Origin of the sequence: Actinoplanes sp. NPDC049598 (assembly GCF_040675435.1) — a bacterium.
GTDB lineage: Bacteria > Actinomycetota > Actinomycetes > Mycobacteriales > Micromonosporaceae > Actinoplanes.
The window spans coordinates 115,747-130,694 of record NZ_JBFAOX010000016.1 but is presented as its reverse complement, the minus strand read 5'-3'; the positions used below and the strand labels follow the sequence as shown (position 1 = coordinate 130,694).

General features: G+C 70.7%; 16 protein-coding genes and 1 pseudogene. 8 read left to right on the top strand and 9 right to left on the bottom strand.

Features of this window, described 5'->3' with window-relative positions:
- Window positions 1-1,115, top strand: a pseudogene (locus tag AB0J66_RS31960) (hypothetical protein); the annotation flags it as partial.
- A 61-nt stretch (window positions 1,116-1,176) separates the two neighbouring features.
- Window positions 1,177-2,949 carry an NHL domain-containing thioredoxin family protein gene (locus tag AB0J66_RS31955; RefSeq protein WP_364668540.1) on the top strand — a complete coding sequence of 591 codons (1,773 nt, stop codon included), beginning with the start codon at window positions 1,177-1,179 and terminating at the stop codon, window positions 2,947-2,949.
- Between the two features lie 513 nt (window positions 2,950-3,462).
- Here the strand turns inward: AB0J66_RS31955 and AB0J66_RS31950 are convergent.
- From AB0J66_RS31950 to AB0J66_RS31940, 3 genes are read right to left on the bottom strand one after another with little or no spacing between them, the layout of a single operon-like run.
- A complete protein-coding gene (locus AB0J66_RS31950; protein WP_364668734.1) occupies window positions 3,463-4,197 on the bottom strand; it encodes a 5-oxoprolinase subunit PxpA in 735 nt (244 codons plus the stop codon).
- On the bottom strand, window positions 4,193-5,017 hold the full coding sequence (locus AB0J66_RS31945; protein WP_364668537.1) for a biotin-dependent carboxyltransferase family protein: 825 nt from the start codon (window positions 5,015-5,017) through the stop codon (window positions 4,193-4,195). Before AB0J66_RS31945 ends, AB0J66_RS31950 begins: the two co-directional genes overlap by 5 nt.
- Window positions 5,014-5,622: an allophanate hydrolase subunit 1 gene (locus tag AB0J66_RS31940; RefSeq protein ID WP_364668535.1), complete on the bottom strand. Its 609-nt coding sequence runs from the start codon at window positions 5,620-5,622 to the stop codon at window positions 5,014-5,016. The genes AB0J66_RS31945 and AB0J66_RS31940 overlap by 4 nt, the downstream gene beginning before the upstream one ends.
- A 54-nt stretch (window positions 5,623-5,676) precedes the next feature.
- On the opposite strand from AB0J66_RS31940, the gene AB0J66_RS31935 reads away from it, so the two are divergent.
- A complete protein-coding gene (locus AB0J66_RS31935) occupies window positions 5,677-6,354 on the top strand; it encodes a hemolysin III family protein (protein ID WP_364668533.1) in 678 nt (225 codons plus the stop codon).
- Here the strand turns inward: AB0J66_RS31935 and AB0J66_RS31930 are convergent.
- Complete coding sequence (locus AB0J66_RS31930) at window positions 6,333-6,710, bottom strand: helix-turn-helix domain-containing protein (protein ID WP_364668530.1); 378 nt, start codon at window positions 6,708-6,710, stop codon at window positions 6,333-6,335. The two genes, AB0J66_RS31935 and AB0J66_RS31930, sit on opposite strands and share 22 nt — an antisense overlap.
- Window positions 6,711-6,814: 104 nt before the next feature.
- On the opposite strand from AB0J66_RS31930, the gene AB0J66_RS31925 reads away from it, so the two are divergent.
- Window positions 6,815-7,648 (top strand): SDR family oxidoreductase, encoded by an 834-nt coding sequence (locus tag AB0J66_RS31925; RefSeq protein ID WP_364668528.1) that lies wholly within the window; start codon window positions 6,815-6,817, stop codon window positions 7,646-7,648.
- Window positions 7,649-7,715: 67 nt separating this feature from the next.
- Here AB0J66_RS31925 and AB0J66_RS31920 read toward each other — a convergent pair whose 3' ends face one another.
- A complete protein-coding gene (locus tag AB0J66_RS31920) occupies window positions 7,716-8,018 on the bottom strand; it encodes a DUF6458 family protein (protein WP_364668525.1) in 303 nt (100 codons plus the stop codon).
- A gap of 87 nt (window positions 8,019-8,105) precedes the next feature.
- Between AB0J66_RS31920 and AB0J66_RS31915 the strand changes: the two genes are divergently transcribed.
- The gene (locus AB0J66_RS31915; RefSeq protein ID WP_364668522.1) at window positions 8,106-8,627 is read left to right on the top strand and encodes a histidine phosphatase family protein; all 522 of its coding nucleotides are present in this window, start codon (window positions 8,106-8,108) and stop codon (window positions 8,625-8,627) included.
- 58 nt (window positions 8,628-8,685) lie between these two features.
- Here AB0J66_RS31915 and AB0J66_RS31910 read toward each other — a convergent pair whose 3' ends face one another.
- Window positions 8,686-10,542, bottom strand: coding sequence for an acyl-CoA dehydrogenase (locus tag AB0J66_RS31910; RefSeq protein WP_364668520.1), 1,857 nt, complete (start codon window positions 10,540-10,542; stop codon window positions 8,686-8,688).
- A 287-nt stretch (window positions 10,543-10,829) separates the two neighbouring features.
- Between AB0J66_RS31910 and AB0J66_RS31905 the strand changes: the two genes are divergently transcribed.
- Entirely contained in the window at window positions 10,830-11,009 is a 180-nt protein-coding gene (locus AB0J66_RS31905; protein ID WP_364668517.1) for a hypothetical protein, read from the top strand.
- Here the strand turns inward: AB0J66_RS31905 and AB0J66_RS31900 are convergent.
- Entirely contained in the window at window positions 11,006-12,133 is a 1,128-nt protein-coding gene (locus tag AB0J66_RS31900; RefSeq protein ID WP_364668515.1) for a PP2C family protein-serine/threonine phosphatase, read from the bottom strand. The genes AB0J66_RS31905 and AB0J66_RS31900 overlap by 4 nt on opposite strands.
- A 100-nt stretch (window positions 12,134-12,233) precedes the next feature.
- On the opposite strand from AB0J66_RS31900, the gene AB0J66_RS31895 reads away from it, so the two are divergent.
- Window positions 12,234-12,779 carry a phosphoribosyltransferase gene (locus AB0J66_RS31895; protein WP_364668512.1) on the top strand — a complete coding sequence of 182 codons (546 nt, stop codon included), beginning with the start codon at window positions 12,234-12,236 and terminating at the stop codon, window positions 12,777-12,779.
- 161 nt (window positions 12,780-12,940) lie between these two features.
- Here the strand turns inward: AB0J66_RS31895 and AB0J66_RS31890 are convergent, their stop codons facing one another.
- Complete coding sequence (locus AB0J66_RS31890; protein WP_364668731.1) at window positions 12,941-13,204, bottom strand: YciI family protein; 264 nt, start codon at window positions 13,202-13,204, stop codon at window positions 12,941-12,943.
- Window positions 13,205-13,382: 178 nt separating this feature from the next.
- Between AB0J66_RS31890 and AB0J66_RS31885 the strand changes: the two genes are divergently transcribed.
- Window positions 13,383-13,859 carry a YcxB family protein gene (locus tag AB0J66_RS31885; RefSeq protein WP_364668510.1) on the top strand — a complete coding sequence of 159 codons (477 nt, stop codon included), beginning with the start codon at window positions 13,383-13,385 and terminating at the stop codon, window positions 13,857-13,859.
- A 286-nt stretch (window positions 13,860-14,145) separates the two neighbouring features.
- Here AB0J66_RS31885 and AB0J66_RS31880 read toward each other — a convergent pair whose 3' ends face one another.
- Complete coding sequence (locus AB0J66_RS31880; RefSeq protein ID WP_364668508.1) at window positions 14,146-14,790, bottom strand: class I SAM-dependent methyltransferase; 645 nt, start codon at window positions 14,788-14,790, stop codon at window positions 14,146-14,148.
- Window positions 14,791-14,948: the final 158 nt, after the last annotated feature.

The window sequence follows — 14,948 nt, the reverse complement described above, 5'->3', positions numbered from 1 at the left end:
CGGGCACGCCCGCCAGCGGCTCACCGTTCGGCGCCACCCCTGACCAGCCGGCCAGCGGCTCGCCCTACGGCACGCCCGCCAGCGGCTCACCGTTCGGCACCACCCCTGACCAGCCGGCCAGCGGCTCGCCCTACGGCACGCCCGCCAGCGGCTCCCCCGCGGGCGACTCCCCGTTCGGCCAGCCCGGCGACTCGCCCTACGGCAAGCAGGGCGACTCACCATTCGGCCAGCCCGGCGACTCCCCGTATGGCAAGCAGGGTGACTCGCCGTTCGGCAACAGGCAGGGCGACGCCCCGTTCGGCCAGCCGGGCGATTCTCCGTACGGCCAGCAGGGTGACTCGCCGTTCGGCGCGCCCAGCGCCTCGCCGTTCGGCCCGCGGCCGGGTGAGTCGCCGAACGGCAACCCGCCCTTCGGCGCGCGTCCCGACGGAAACTTCGGCGACCGCCCGGGGCCCCGGGGCGACATGTTCAACGAGATGACCACCGACGTCGCCGGTCGCGACCAGCAGCCGTACGTGCCGGCCCCGGCCCTGCCGCCGATGCCGCCCGGCGTGGGTAGCAACGGCAACGGCTTCGGTCAGCCCAACGGCGGCGGCTTCGCCCCGGCCGGCGGCGGTTTCGTGCCGGGCAGCGGACCCGACCCGAGCGGCGGCTTCGGCCCGGAGACCAGCGGCGGCTTCGGCAGCGCCGCGAGCCGGGCCACGGTCACCCCGCCCAGCCCGAGCGACACCACGAGCTGGCCCGGCCCCGAGTCCGAGCAGGGCAAGTTCGACAACTTCAAACCGGACGCGCCGGCCGCCAAGCCGGAGACCCCGCACGTGCGGGTGTTCCCGATCCTGCTGGCCGTCGTGCTCGGCGCGATCGTGCTCCTCGGCGTCGTCTTCGGCCTGGTCTTCCTGGTCGCCGGTGGCAAGGACGAGGCTGCCATGAAGACCGGCGACTGCGTCAAGCAGGACGGCTCGGCCGCGGTCAAGACCGACTGCGGCGGGGCCGGCACGTTCCAGGTCGTGTCCGTCGTGGACGACAAGGGCCAGTGCGCCGACCCGGCCAACCCGTCGGTCCTCACCAAGATCGACGGCAAGTCGCAGGTGCTCTGCCTGAAGCCCAACAGCTGACGGCTGTCATCCTGACCACCTTCGTGCCGTGCCGGCGATGCCGGTGCGGCACGATGGTCGGATGACTGGACGTGTGCGGGCGCCGGAGCTCCGGGGCCGAGGCTGGCTGAACACCGGCGGCCGGGATCTCACCCTCGCCGATCTCCGCGGCAAGATCGTCATCCTGGATTTCTGGACCTTCTGCTGCATCAACTGCCTGCACGTGCTCGACGAACTGCGCCCGCTCGAGCAGAAGTACGGTGACGCCCTCGTCGTGATCGGCGTCCACTCGCCGAAATTCGAGCACGAGCGCGACCCGAAGGCGCTGGCCGCCGCCGTGGAGCGCTACGGCGTGCACCACCCGGTCGTCGACGACGGCGACATGCACCTCTGGCAGCAGTACGCGGCGAAGGCGTGGCCCACGCTCGCGGTGGTCGACCCGACCGGCTACCTGGTCGCCTCGATGGCCGGCGAGGGTCACGCCGAGGGACTGTCCCGCCTGATCGACGAGCTGATCGCCAAGCACACCGCCGACGGCACGCTGCACCGCGGCGACGGCCCGTACGTCCCGCCGCCCGCGCCCGACACGCTGTTGCGGTTCCCCGGCAAGGCGATCGAGCTGGCGGGCGGGCATCTGCTGGTCAGCGACTCGGCCGGCCACTCGGTGGCCGAGCTCGAGGCCGACGGCGAGACGCTGGTCCGCCGGTTCGGCCCGTTCAACGAGCCCCAGGGCCTGCTGCTGCTCCCCGCGCCGGTCGCCGCCACCGCCGGCTACGACGTGGTCGTCGCCGACACCGTCAACCACCAGCTGCGCGGTCTGCGCCTGGCCGACGGCGAGATCACCCTGGTCGCCGGGTCGGGCCGGCCCTGGCGCTCCGCCGTCGACGAGCACCCGCACGACGCGCTCGCGGCCGACCTGTCGTCGCCGTGGGACCTCGCGTGGTTCGACGACAAGGTGATCATCGCGATGGCCGGCATCCACCAGCTCTGGTGGTTCGACCCGATCAAGCGCACCGTCGGCGTCTACGCCGGCACGACGGTCGAGTCGCTGCGGGACGGCCCGATCCCCGACGTGTGGATGGCCCAGCCGTCCGGTCTCTCGGCCGGCGGTGACCGCCTGTGGATCGCCGACAGCGAGACGTCGGCCGTGCGCTACATCGAGGACGGCATCCTGCACACCGCCGTCGGCCAGGGCCTGTTCGACTTCGGTCACGTCGACGGCCCGGCCAAGGAGGCGCTGCTCCAACACCCGCTCGGGGTGGCCGCCCTCGCCGACGGATCGGTCCTGATCGCCGACACCTACAACGGGGCCGTACGCCGCTACGACCCCACGACCGAGACGGTGTCCACAGTCGACTTCGGCCTGGCCGAGCCGAGCGACATCCTCGTCACCTCGACCGGCGACGTGATCGTGGTCGAGTCGGCCGCCCACCGCCTGACCCGCCTGGCCCCCGGCGCCGTGCAGAGCGTCGCCGGCGAACGCCACCGCACCGAACGCCCGCCCTCCGAGGTCGCCCCCGGCGAGCTCACCCTGGACGTGATCTTCACACCGGCCCCCGGCCAGAAGCTCGACACCCAGTTCGGTCCCTCGACCCGCCTGGAGATCTCCGCCTCCCCGCCCGAGCTCCTGCTCTCCGGCGCCGGCGTCACCACGGACCTCTCCCGCCCGCTGGTCATCAACCCCGACGTCCCCAAGGGCATCCTGCAGGTCGTGGCCCAGGCCGCCACCTGCGACATCGACGTCGAATTCGCCGCCTGCCATCTGACCCGCCAGGACTGGGGCGTCCCCGTCGTGGTCACCCCCAACGGCCCCGACCGCCTGCCCTTGATCCTCCGCGGCCTCGACGAGGCGTAGTGCGGCGTCCACGACGGATCACTGTTTGGCGACGGTGGTGTTGTGGATTCTCGCCCGTGATTCTGGAAGAGCGACTCCCCATCGGCCTCCGCTGGCCAACTGACGCTCCGCTCGCCGGCCGAGTGGGTCGGCGGCGGTCACGCCGTGCCGGGTCGACACGGGGAGGTGCCGTCCAGATGGACGGTGCATGACCACCTGCGCTGCGACTGGGGTGTAGGTGGCGGTGACGCGCCCCGGGTGCGGGCGGCGATGGTGAATGCCGCGGCAAGGTCACGACTCCCGGCGAGCGCGGCCTTGTCCGGCAGGATTTGCAGGGTGCGGCCGATCTGCCACTGGCGTAGCCGCAGGTTGTGCCGCCGACCTCTGGCCGAGGCGTGGGAGGCGGTGGCCCGGCGGCGGCAGCGATCACGACGCCGCCTCGCCGGCATCCAGAGGGCCTTGCCTTGCCGCAAATTCGCAAGGTCATGTGCGGGCCTGTGGACAACGAGCGGGCCTGTGGACAACCCGGCGGGTCTAGGCGAATGGCGCTATGGTCAACCCGGCCTCGCGCAGGCCCGCCCGGACCTGAGCGGCCAGGTCCACTGCGCCCGGGGTGTCACCATGCACGCAGATCGACGCGACCGGGGCCGGCACGAGTTTGCCATCGCCGGTCGTGACCACGTGATCGACCGCCATCCCTACCGCCTGGGCCACCACCGCCGCCGGATCGTGCAGGACCGCGTCCGGCTCCGAGCGCGGCATCAGCGTGCCATCCGCTCGATAGCCCCGGTCGGCGAAGCCCTCGCCCACCACGGTCAGACCGGCATCGGTGGCCAGGCGAGCCAGCGTCGATCCGGGCTGGCAGAGCACGGGCAGCGCCGAGTCGTAGGCCACGACCGCGGCGACGACCGCAGAGGCCTGCCCTTCGTCCACGGCCGCCACGTTGTAGAGGGCCCCGTGCGGCTTCACATAAGCGACACGGCCGAAGGCACTCAGCGCCCCGATTTGATACAGAATGTCGTCTCGGAGCTCCCCCGCCTCGTACTCGATCCGCCGCCGCCCGAAGCCGGCCAGGTCCCGATAGCCGACCTGGGCGCCGATCGAGACGCCCCGATCCGCGGCCATGGCGCAGATGCGGCGCATGGTCGACGGGTCGCCGGCGTGGAAGCCGCAGGCCACGTTGGCCGAGGTCACGATGTCGAGCAGCGCCTCGTCGTCACCGAGGCGCCATCGGCCGAATCCTTCGCCGAGGTCGGCGTTCAGGTCAATGGAGGGCACGGAACCGAACGCTAGTCCCCGGCCGGGCCTGCGCAAGCGGCGTCACGTCGTCGACCACGCCGATCACCGGGTAGCCTCCGGTCGTCGGATGATCAGCCAGGAAGATCAGCGGCTGCCCGTCCGCCGGCACCTGCACCGCCCCGAGCACGACTCCTTCCGAGGGCAATTCGCCGCTCTGGGTACGGCTCAAGGCGCTGCCGGCCAGCCGGCAGCCGATCCGGTTACTCATCGGGCTGACCCTGTACGCGGTGACGAACAGCCCCGCACTCTCGAACCAGTCGTCGCGCGGCCCCAGCCATACCCCGAGCTCCAGCTCCTCCGGGTAGTTAGCCGGCGAACCGTCATCCGCCGCCGGCCCGGTCGCCGATCCGACCGGCAGGGTCATGCCGTCGGCGAGTTTGGCCGGTCCGAGCCCCGACAGCGTGTCGGTCGACCGGCTGCCCAGCACCGGCTCGACGTCGATCCCCCCGCTCACGGCGATGTAGGACCGCACGCCCCGGGTCGCCCGCCCCACGTCGAGGACCGACCCGGCCGCCACCTCGATCACGCCTTCGACCGGCTGCTTGTCCAGCTTCACGACCGCCTCGGCGCCCGTGACCGCCACCCGGGCCGCCTTCTCGAAGCGCAGCGCGCACCCCATCAGCGTGGTTTCCAGCCCCGCCGCCTCCACCGGATTGCCGACCAGCGCGTTGGCCCGGCACATCGCGGCCGCGTCCAGCGCCCCCGACCGCGGAACGCCGAGGTGGGCATAGCCCGGCCGCCCGAGGTCCTGCACGGTCGTCAGCGGGCCGGATCGCATCACCGTGATCATGAGACGGGCACGAGTTTCACCCGGGTTCCCGGGCTGAGCGTGGCCGGCACTTGTCGGCGTACATCCCAAAGCTCTAGAGCCGTGTGACCGACCAGCCGCCACCCGCCCGGTGAGGCCGTGGGATAAATGCCGCAATAGGCGCCGGCAAGGGCAACCGAGCCGGCCGGGACGCGAGGCCGCGGAGCGGCGAGCCGGGGCACCGACCACTCGTCCGGCAATCCCCGCAGATAGCCGAAACCAGGAGCAAAACCGCAGAACGCGACGGTGAAATTCGTCTGCCGAAGACGCATGATCGCCTCCGCGATGGGCACTCGCCACAGGTCGGCAACATCGGCGAGATCCTCTCCGTCGAAAGCCGTGGGGATCTCGACCAGCGGTCCCTCGGCGATCGAGGCACCATCCGGCTCCGGCCAGCTCTCCACCAGCTCCGCGGTGCCGGGCGGGATCCCGTCGAGCAAGACAGTCTCGGCGCCCGGGACGATGTCGTCCGCGATCAGATCGCCGATCGCGCGACGGCGCCAGAACTCACGGCGCCAGGCCTCGACCTGCTGGGAGCCGCCGCACTCGATCAGCAGACCGGTAGGGCCGACCCGTCGTAGCCTCATTGGCGACACCCCGGCTCTACTTGCGAGTAACTTACGATACCGTAACCTGGAGTCGTGACGACCTCCGCACCGTTCCGGATGAAGCCGGCTGACCTCGGCAAGCCGCGTCTGCGTGGCCGGTTGCATCAGTATGCGTTCTTCGTCGCCATCGTCGGCGGCATCGTGCTCAGCTCGATCGCGCTCAGCCGCCCGGGCTTCTCGCCGTTCTTCAGCGTCCTGATCTACAGCACCACCGTGTGCGGCCTGTTCGGCATCAGCGCGCTCTACCACCGGCGGGTCTGGAGCGAACGCGGCTACCAGATCATGCGGCGGGCCGATCACTCGATGATCTTCATCTTCATCGCCGGCACGTACACGCCGTTCTGCGTCCTGCTGCTGCATCCCGGCAAGGCGACGCTGATGCTCTCGCTGATCTGGGGCGGAGCGCTCGGCGGAGTCGCCCTCAAGACCATCTGGCCGCACCTCCCGCGCTGGGTCGGGGCGCCGCTCTACCTCGCGCTGGGCTGGGGCGCCGTCGCCATCCTGCCCGACGTGCTGCGGACGGGCGGCGTCACCTGCCTCGTGCTGCTCGCGGTGGGCGGCGTCATCTACAGCGTGGGCGCCGTCTTCTACGCGCTGCGCCGGCCGAACCCGTGGCCCACCGTCTTCGGGCATCACGAGTTCTTCCACGCCTGCACGCTGGTGGCCGCGCTCTGCCACCACATCGCGATCTACTTCGCGCTGTACGCGTGAACTCCCGGGTTGTCGTATCGGAAACGCGCGTTCTGGACGTCTTCGATGTGCGTCTCGGCCCATAGCTCCAACCCCCGCACCAGGCCCAGCAAGCTCTGGCCGAGCTCGGTGAGCTGGTAGTCCACACGCGGCGGCACCTCGGCGTGCACCGTACGGGTGATCAGGCCGTCGCGTTCGAGGCCGCGCAGGGTCTGGGTGAGCATCTTCGGGCTAACGCCCTGGATCTTCTTGGCCAGCGCCGTGTAGCGCCGCGGGCCGTCGGCCAGCATCACCACGATCAGGACGCTCCACGTGTCGCCGATCCGGTCCAGGATCTGCCGGCTCGGGCAGTCCTTCGCGTACGCAGTCACTTCCATACGGGTAAGTATTGCACTCAAAGGTGCCTACTATCGAATGGGAAGTAATGGCTGAGCTGCCCGGTTGACCCCTTCTGGCAGATCAACCTTCAGAGGAGCTCACCATGACCATCGTCGTTACCGGCGCCACCGGACACCTCGGCCGCCTCGCCATCGAGTCGCTGCTGGCCAAGGGCGTGCCGGCCACCGACATCGTCGGCCTCGGCCGCCAGGTCGACAAGATCGCCGACCTCGGCGTGACGGTCAAGAAGGTGTCGTACGACGACCCGGAGGGGCTGCGGGCCGCGTTCGAGGGCGCCGACAAGCTGCTGTTCATCTCGGGCAGCGAGGTCGGTAAGCGGATCCAGCAGCACACCAACATCGTCTCGGCCGCGGTGGCGGCCAAGGTCGGCCAGATCGTCTACACGAGCGCGCCCAAGGCCGACTCCACCGACATGAAGCTCGCCGGCGAGCACGCGGTCACCGAAAAGCTGATCAAGGACTCCGGGCTGCCGTACGTGATCCTGCGGAACAGCTGGTACATCGAGAACTACCCGGTCGACCAGGCCGTCGAGCAGGGGCTGGTCGGCGCGTCGGGCGACGGCAAGCTGAGCCTGGCCACCCGGGCCGACTACGCCGAGGCCGCGGCGGCCGTCCTGGCCACGGACGGGCACGAGGGCAGGACGTACGAGCTGGGTGGCGAGGCCCTGACCAAGGCCGAGCTGGCCGCCGAGATCTCCCGGCAGACCGGCCGGCCGGTCACCTACACCGACCTGAGCCTCGAGAAGTACACCGAGCTGCTGCTCGGCGCCGGCCTGCCCCGCGAGTTCGCCGAGGTCCTGGCCGACGTCGACCGGGCCACCGCCGAGGGTGCGCTCCTCGTCCCGCGCGACGACCTGGAGAACCTCCTCGGCCGTCCGGTGACGCCGGTCGCGACGGCCATCAAGGCCGCCATCTGAGCAACGCGCGACGCCGGCACGGCCGCTAGGGGGGAGGCGGCCGGCCGGCGTCGCGAGTCTTTTCGGATCAGTAGCCCGGGGGCGGGGGCGGCGGGACGTCCTCGCGCCGCGTCTCCCGGTACTCGCTGCGCACCTGCTGGTTCGGGTACATCGGGTCCACACCGGGCGCCGGGGCCGCGGCGGACTGCCGGGTCACGACCGTACGGCGCCGGTTGTTCCAGAACCAGAGCGTGATGATGAGCCCGACCAGGCCGGCCGCCATGAGGATCCAGCCGATGATGTTGATGTCGAGCCCGCTGATGTCCGCGTTGACGGCGAACGCCAAGATAGCGCCCACCGCCAGCAGGAAGATGCTGCCGCCGATGCCCATCACGGGCCTCCTAGATCCTCACCGGGGTCAATGCGTTGATGTCGGGTTACCCACCCACGCGTTTTCCCAATCAGGCAAGCTGTCCCCATGACCGCACGGACGCTCGTTCTGCTCCGCCACGCCAAGGCCGAGATCCCCGGCGACGATCAATCCGATTTCGACCGGAAGCTCACCGACCGCGGCGAGACCGACGCCGACGCCGCCGGCGCCTGGCTGGCCGACGAGCGCCTGCACCCCGACCTGGTCCTCTGCTCCCCGGCCGCCCGCACCCGCCAGACCTGGCAGGGCGTCTCGATCGCCCTGGCCCAGGCCAAGGCCGGCGCCGGCGCCCCCGAAGTGCGTTACGAGGAGTCGCTGTACGCGGGCGGCCGCACCGAGGTCTTCGACCTGTTGGCCCGGGTCCCCGACACCGTCGGCACGGTCCTGGTGGTCGGCCACAACCCCACCGTCTCCGAGGTCTCCCTGCTCCTGCTCCCCGACGACCAGTACGACGGTGTCGACGTCGCCCTCAAGACGGCGGGGCTCGCGGTCCACCGGGCCGATGGTCCCTGGTCGACGACGGAGCCCCGCTCCATGCCTCTCATCGAGCGGCACACCGCCCGGGGATAGCGAAACGGCGAGGGCCGGTGGACATCGCGTCCACCGGCCCTCGCCGTCTTTCCAACGATCAGAAGACGTCCTCGGAGAGGTCCATCAGATCCAGGGTGGTGTTCTCGATGATGCGGCGGTCGGAGCCGACGCGCGGGAGAACCTCGCGGACGAAGAAGCGGGCGGCCGCGACCTTGCCCTCGTAGAAGTTCTTGTCGGCGGCGGAGACCTCGCGGCCGAGGGCCTTGAGCGCGACGTCGGCCTGGCGCAGCAGCAGCCAGGCGAGGACGACGTCGCCCAGGGCGAGCAGGACGCGGCGGGAGCTCAGGCCCACTTTGTACAGCTCGCGGGTGTCGCCGCCCTGGACCGCGGCCAGCCAGCCCATGGTCACGCCGAGGATCTGCTGGAGCTCGCCGAGCGCCTTGCCGAGGGCGAGACGCTCCTCCTTGAGCTGGCCGTTGCCGGCCTCGGTCTCGATGAACGACTGCATCTCGGTGGCGAGCGTGGCGAGGGCCTTGCCCTGGTCCTTCACGATCTTGCGGAAGATCAGGTCGAGGCTCTGGATCGCGGTGGTGCCCTCGTACAGGGTGTCGATCTTCGCGTCGCGGACGTACTGCTCGAGCGGGTAGTCCTGCAGGAAGCCGGAGCCGCCGAAGGTCTGCAGCGACTCGTGGCCCAGCAGCTCGTACGCCCGCTCGGAGCCGACGCCCTTGACCAGCGGCAGCAGCAGGTCGTTGACCTTGCTCGCGGTCTTGGCGGCGGCGGTGTCGCCGGCCGCGGTCGCGATGGCCACCTTGTCCTGCCAGGTCGCCGTGTAGATGACCAGGGCCCGGAGGGCCTCGGTGTAGGACTTCTGCAGCATCAGCGAGCGGCGTACGTCCGGGTGGTGGGTGATCGTGACGCGCGGGGCGGCCTTGTTGTCGTTCTGCACCAGGTCGGCGCCCTGGACGCGGTTCTTGGCGTACTCGAGCGCGTTCAGGTAACCGGTGGACAGGGTGGCGATCGCCTTCGTGCCGACCATCATCCGGGCGTACTCAATGATCATGAACATCTGCCGGATGCCCTCGTGCTTGTCGCCCAGCAGCCAGCCCTTGGCCGGGGTGCCGTGCTCGCCGAAGGTCATCTCGCACGTGTTGGAGGCCTTGAGGCCCATCTTGTGCTCGACGTTCGTGGCGTAGACGCCGTTGCGCTCGCCCAGCTCGCCGGTCTCGGCGTCGAAGTGGTACTTCGGCACGATGAACAGCGACAGGCCCTTGGTGCCGGGACCGCCCACGCCCTCCACGCCGACCGGGCGGGCCAGCACGTAGTGGACGATGTTGTCGGTGAGGTCGTGCTCGCCCGAGGTGATGAAGCGCTTGACGCCCTCGATGTGCCACGAGCCGTCCGGCTGCGGGATGGCCCGGGTTCGGCCGGCGCCGACGTCCGAACCGGCGTCCGGCTCGGTGAGCACCATGGTCGAGCCCCACTGCTTCTCGACGAAGAGCTTGGCCCACTGCTTCTGCTCCTCGGTGCCCTCCTCGTGCACGACGTGCGCGAAGGACGGGCCGGAGGAGTACATCCAGACGGGGGCGTTGGCGCCGAGGATGTTCTCGGCCAGCGCCCACCACAGGGCGCGCGGGGCGAGCGTGCCCCCGAGCGAGCCCGGCAGGTCGAGGCGCCAGAACTCGGACGCCATCCACTGCTCGAACGACTTCTTGAACGACTCCGACAACGGCGCGGTGTGCGTGGCGGGGTCGAAGACCGGCGGGTTGCGGTCGGCCTCGGTGTAGCTGGCCGCGAGGTCTTCGGTGGCGAGGCGGTTCACCTCGGATAGAACGTCCTTGGCGGTCTCCGCGTCGATGTCCTCGTACGGCGCCTGGCCGAACGCACGATCAGCCTCGAAGACCTCGAACAGGTTGAACTGGAGGTCCCGAAGGTTGCCCTTGTAGTGAGTCATGCTGCTGGCCCCGCTCTCCGAACGCCGCGAGTCTTGGAGTTACCCGTCAGTAACTCCCACTGTATTACTGATCGGTAGAGCCGGACAAGCGGCAAGCCGTTTCGTGACCGACCACCCGGCTGAGGGGCTCTGTCCGCCGGTTCGCACATCAAACGCCTCCGATCGGGTGGCCAGCAGGACAGCCGTTCGGCTATTTGCGCTCTCCCATGGGTCACAGACGTATCGGGGGGTTCCCCGGCTCGTTGCTGTGGATAGACGTTCATTCAAGCCGCCAAGGGGGCGCGCACATGTTCGCCACGATCAAGAGCTTTATCCCGGAGCCTCGCCAGGCGGACCAGCCACGTCATTACGTCGGGCGCCACCGCAAGCCGGAGCCCGTGCCCGTACCGGTCTCGCCCGCACCCGCACCCGTTCCCACCGGCGAGTCGGTGCCGGAAGGCAAGACCGAGGAGATCGCCGCGGCTTAACTGCCCGCGGCGCCCACCTCCCAGCTCGGCATCGGCACCGTCGCGCCGTCGTCCGGGCCCGCGTACTCCAGCAGGACCAGCGCGATGTCGTCCTCGAGACGGCCGTGCACCCAGTCGACCAGGGCGGTCTCCAGCGAGGCGAGCCCGTCGCCGACCGTGCCGTGCCCGAGCAGCCGCCACGCCCTGTCCGCGGTCGGGAAGAACTCGCCCTCCCGGCGGGCCTCACCGAGCCCGTCGGTGAACAGGAGCAGCCGGTCGCCCGGCTCCAGCCGCTCGACCCGCGCCTTCACCTCGGGCATGAAACCCAGCGGGGGCGCCGGGGCCGGCGGCTCCAGCGGAATGACCTGACCCCGCCGCAGCAGCAGCGGGGCCGGATGTCCACAGTTGACAATCGTCAAGGTGCCGCCGCGCTCCTCGACCAGGGCCGCGGTGACGAAGTCCTCGTCACCGACGCTGCGGGCGACGGCCCGGTCGAGGTCGGCCACCACGGCCTTGAGGTCGTTCCGCTCGTACGCCACGTGCCGGTAGGAGCCCAGCACGATGCTGGCCAGCCGGACGGCGTCCAGGCCCTTGCCGCGCACGTCACCGATGATGATGCGGACCCCGTACGGCGTGTCGAGCGCCTCGTAGAGGTCACCGCCGATGTCGGCCGCGGCCGTGGCCGAGATGTACCGGCCGGCCACCGCGAGCGCGCCCACCTGCGGCCCGAGATCGCGCAGAACGGCCTTCTGGGCGACGGCGGCCAGCCGCTGCAGCTCGGCGATCTTCACGTCCTGGCGCTGCCGGATCGTGGCCACGGCGGCGGCGATGCCGGTGGCCAGCATGATGCCGAGCAGGTTGACCATGCCGGCCACGCTGATCGGGCCGGCCGAACCGACGAAGGCCATCCCGACGATCGTGGCGATGATCCCGACGACCAGCACCGTCTGCCAGAAAGCGAAGACCGCGGCGAGGAACGGGACGGCGGCCAGCAGGCCCACGAAGTCGGCGTCGCTCCGGTCGGCCAGCTCCACCGCGGACACGACGGCGAGCAGCACGAGGGCCGCGCCGAGGCCGGCGCGGGATCCAGGGCTCAACGGGCGGCGGCCCGGCGGGAGAGTAGGCATGGTTACGCGACACAGCATGCCCGATCGGAGCGACGTACTGCACTAACTTGACCCGTAGGCTGAGCGGGTTCTGACCGCGCGGCCGAACGGTTCAGCCACACGATGACAGGATGTCCGCGTGGCGAGCTCATTGCGTGATCACCTCAAGGCCGGCTTCCGGTGGACCGACCCGGGCGACGGCAGCGGATATCTGGTGAGCGACCGCTCCGGCTGGTGGCGCGACCCGGCGATCCTCGAGGGCCTCGGCGACGGCCTGGCCGACCTCTTCCGCGCCGACCGCCCGACCGTCGTGGTGGCCCCCGAGGTCACCGGTTTCCTGGTCGGCCCCCTCGTGGCCCGGGCGCTCGGCGTCGGCTTCGTGGAGGCCTACCGCGCCGGGGCCCGCCGCCCCATCGCCGAGCCGATGATCTGGGCGGAAGTGCCCTCCGACCACCGAGGCGAGAAACAACACCTGGGCGTACGCCGTCACCTCCTGTCACCCGACGATCGCGTCCTCGTGGTCGACGACTGGGCCTCCACCGGCGCCCAAGCCCGCGGCCTGAGCACCCTGTTCGGCCCCGGTTACCTCGGCACCGCCGTGATCGTCAACGAGACCCCACCGCCGGTGGCTCGCGAACTGACCATCCGCGGCCTTCTCACCACCGACGACATCGAGCCCGCCTGAACCACCCGACCCGGCCTCCACCCACACCGCCCGGTAGCCGGCCCACACCGCCCGGTAGCCGGCCCGCACCGCCCGGTAGCCGGCCCGCACCGCCCGCTGGTCGGCCCGCACCGCCCGCTGGTCGGCCCGCACCGCCCGCTGGTCGGCCGCCTCCAGCCCTCTCAGTCCGTGACGAGGCCGCGGTTGGCGGTGTAGCCGACCGGGGTGTACTCGGCGACACCAGCGGTGACGTACGGGTCCTCGGCGATCAGCTCGAGGGCCCGCTCCCGGTCGGTGACCTTGAGCACGAGCACGCCACCGACCGGCGGGTCCTGACGGCCGGCGGAGGCCAGCAGACCCCGCTGCTCCAGGGAGTCCACAAAGGCCAGGTGCTCGGTGCGCACGGCGTCGACCTGCTCGATCGGAACGACGTACTTCGAAATCATCAGATACACGTGCGGTGTTCCTCTCCGGCTCGGTAAGTCGTCCGCAATCGTACGATCAAGTCCGTGAACAACCCCGCGCCTCGGCGGACGCCGCCGCGGGTTGAGGTTCCTTCCGGTCGGTTTGTGGTCGCCGAGCAGCCGATGCCGCCCGGTACCTCACAAAAGTTACATTTCAGGAGTGTTTCTGCAGATCACCGCGCGACCGGACCCCCGGCTGGCCGCCACCGCCCTGCGCCACGCCCTGCGCCGCCCCGTGCTGATCGTCCGGGTGGCGGGCTGGGCCGCGATCGCGCTGGCCGTGCTCCACGAGTTCGCCGGCCACGGGCTCAACATCCCCCTGCTCCTGATCGGCGTGCTGCTGGCCGTCGCCCTCCCCCTCCTCATGATCAATGCCGGCACCCGCCGGGCGCTCGACGCCGGCCAATTGACGACCTACGAGATCAGCGACGGCGGCGTGGCCCTCTCGACCACGCAGAGCCGCCACGCCTACGCCTGGACCGCCTTCACGACGGTCGACCGCCTGGCCGGCCAGCTGGTCTTCGGCCGCACCCGAGCCCGGTTCCTCCCGGTACCCACCGCCGGCCTCACTCCCGCCCAGATCGAACAGGTCCTCGGCACCGCCGCCGGCCACGGAATTCAAATCCGCCACAGCTGACCACCCGGCCCCGCGACCGCCCCGCGACCCCACCCGCATGCGCCCACCGCCCCAGCAGCGGCGCTTGCGGCGGGCCCTGGGCGACAGGCAGCGCCGCAGAGCGGGCCGCTAGGGGGCGGGCTTACAGCGCCGCAGCGCGGGCCGATACGGGGCGGCCTTACAGCGCCGCAGCGCGGGCCGATACGGGGCGGCCTTACAGCGCCGCAGCGCGAGCCGCTACGGGGCCGACTTACAGCGCCGCAGCGCGAGCCGCTACGGGGCCGACTTACAGCGGCAGCGCGGGCCGCTAGGGGGCCGGCTTGAGGAAGAAGCTGTAGCCCTGCGGCTGTTTCTCGGGGCCCTCGGCGGCGCGGACCAGGCGCATCGTCTCGGTCAGGCCGGCGTCGGCCAGCAAGGCGGCGAACTGCTCCGGTGGATATTCGTAGACGTCCAGGTCGATGTCATGGCCGTAGCCGCTCGACAGCGTGCGCTTGGCGTCGCCGACCTTGAAGGCGACCGCCAGCCGCCCGCCGGGCTTGAGGACCCGCGCGAACTCGGCGAACGCCGTCGACAGCAGTTCCGGCGGCGTATGGACCAGCGAGTACCAGGCGAGAAGGCCGCTGAGGCTCTCGTCGGGGAGATCCAGCTCGAGCATGGAGCCGACCGCGAAAGAGATCTCCGGGTAGGCGGCCCGGGCCTCGGCGATCATGCCCGGTGAGAGGTCGATGCCGCGGATGTCGACGCCCAGGCTGTGGAGATGAGCGGTGATGCGGCCGGTGCCGCAGCCGACCTCGGCCACCGGGCCGGTCACAACCTCGGCGTAGGCCCCGAGCACGGCCCGTTCCCAGGTCGACTCGGCGACCGAGCCGTTGAGCATCTTGGCGTAACTGGCGGCGACGGTGTCGTAGGCCGTCCGCGTCCTGTCCAAATAGGTCCCCGTGGAGTTCGTCACGGGAGCCATTCTGCCGCTGTCGCAAGCTTCGTCTCGAAGTTATCCACAGGCCGGGCAGCGCGCCGGTTTTAGGCCATTTGAGCGCAACCACTCACGCAGGTCGCCGTGGTGGGGTGAGCGCTCTGGGCGCGCCAGCGCCCAGCTCAGCCCGCCGCGGC

Excerpts from the sequence above, each read along its gene's own strand:
- AB0J66_RS31890 (WP_364668731.1), bottom strand. The coding sequence starts at position 13,204 with ATGATTTCGAAGTACGTCGTTCCGATCGAGCAGGTCGACGCCGTGCGC.
- AB0J66_RS31910 (WP_364668520.1), bottom strand. The coding sequence starts at position 10,542 with ATGACTCACTACAAGGGCAACCTTCGGGACCTCCAGTTCAACCTGTTC.
- AB0J66_RS31925 (WP_364668528.1), top strand. The coding sequence starts at position 6,815 with ATGACCATCGTCGTTACCGGCGCCACCGGACACCTCGGCCGCCTCGCC.
- AB0J66_RS31945 (WP_364668537.1), bottom strand. The coding sequence starts at position 5,017 with ATGATCACGGTGATGCGATCCGGCCCGCTGACGACCGTGCAGGACCTC.
- AB0J66_RS31940 (WP_364668535.1), bottom strand. The coding sequence starts at position 5,622 with ATGAGGCTACGACGGGTCGGCCCTACCGGTCTGCTGATCGAGTGCGGC.
- AB0J66_RS31920 (WP_364668525.1), bottom strand. The coding sequence starts at position 8,018 with ATGGGCATCGGCGGCAGCATCTTCCTGCTGGCGGTGGGCGCTATCTTG.
- AB0J66_RS31915 (WP_364668522.1), top strand. The coding sequence starts at position 8,106 with ATGACCGCACGGACGCTCGTTCTGCTCCGCCACGCCAAGGCCGAGATC.
- AB0J66_RS31900 (WP_364668515.1), bottom strand. The coding sequence starts at position 12,133 with ATGCTGTGTCGCGTAACCATGCCTACTCTCCCGCCGGGCCGCCGCCCG.
- AB0J66_RS31905 (WP_364668517.1), top strand. The coding sequence starts at position 10,830 with ATGTTCGCCACGATCAAGAGCTTTATCCCGGAGCCTCGCCAGGCGGAC.
- AB0J66_RS31930 (WP_364668530.1), bottom strand. The coding sequence starts at position 6,710 with ATGGAAGTGACTGCGTACGCGAAGGACTGCCCGAGCCGGCAGATCCTG.
- AB0J66_RS31955 (WP_364668540.1), top strand. The coding sequence starts at position 1,177 with ATGACTGGACGTGTGCGGGCGCCGGAGCTCCGGGGCCGAGGCTGGCTG.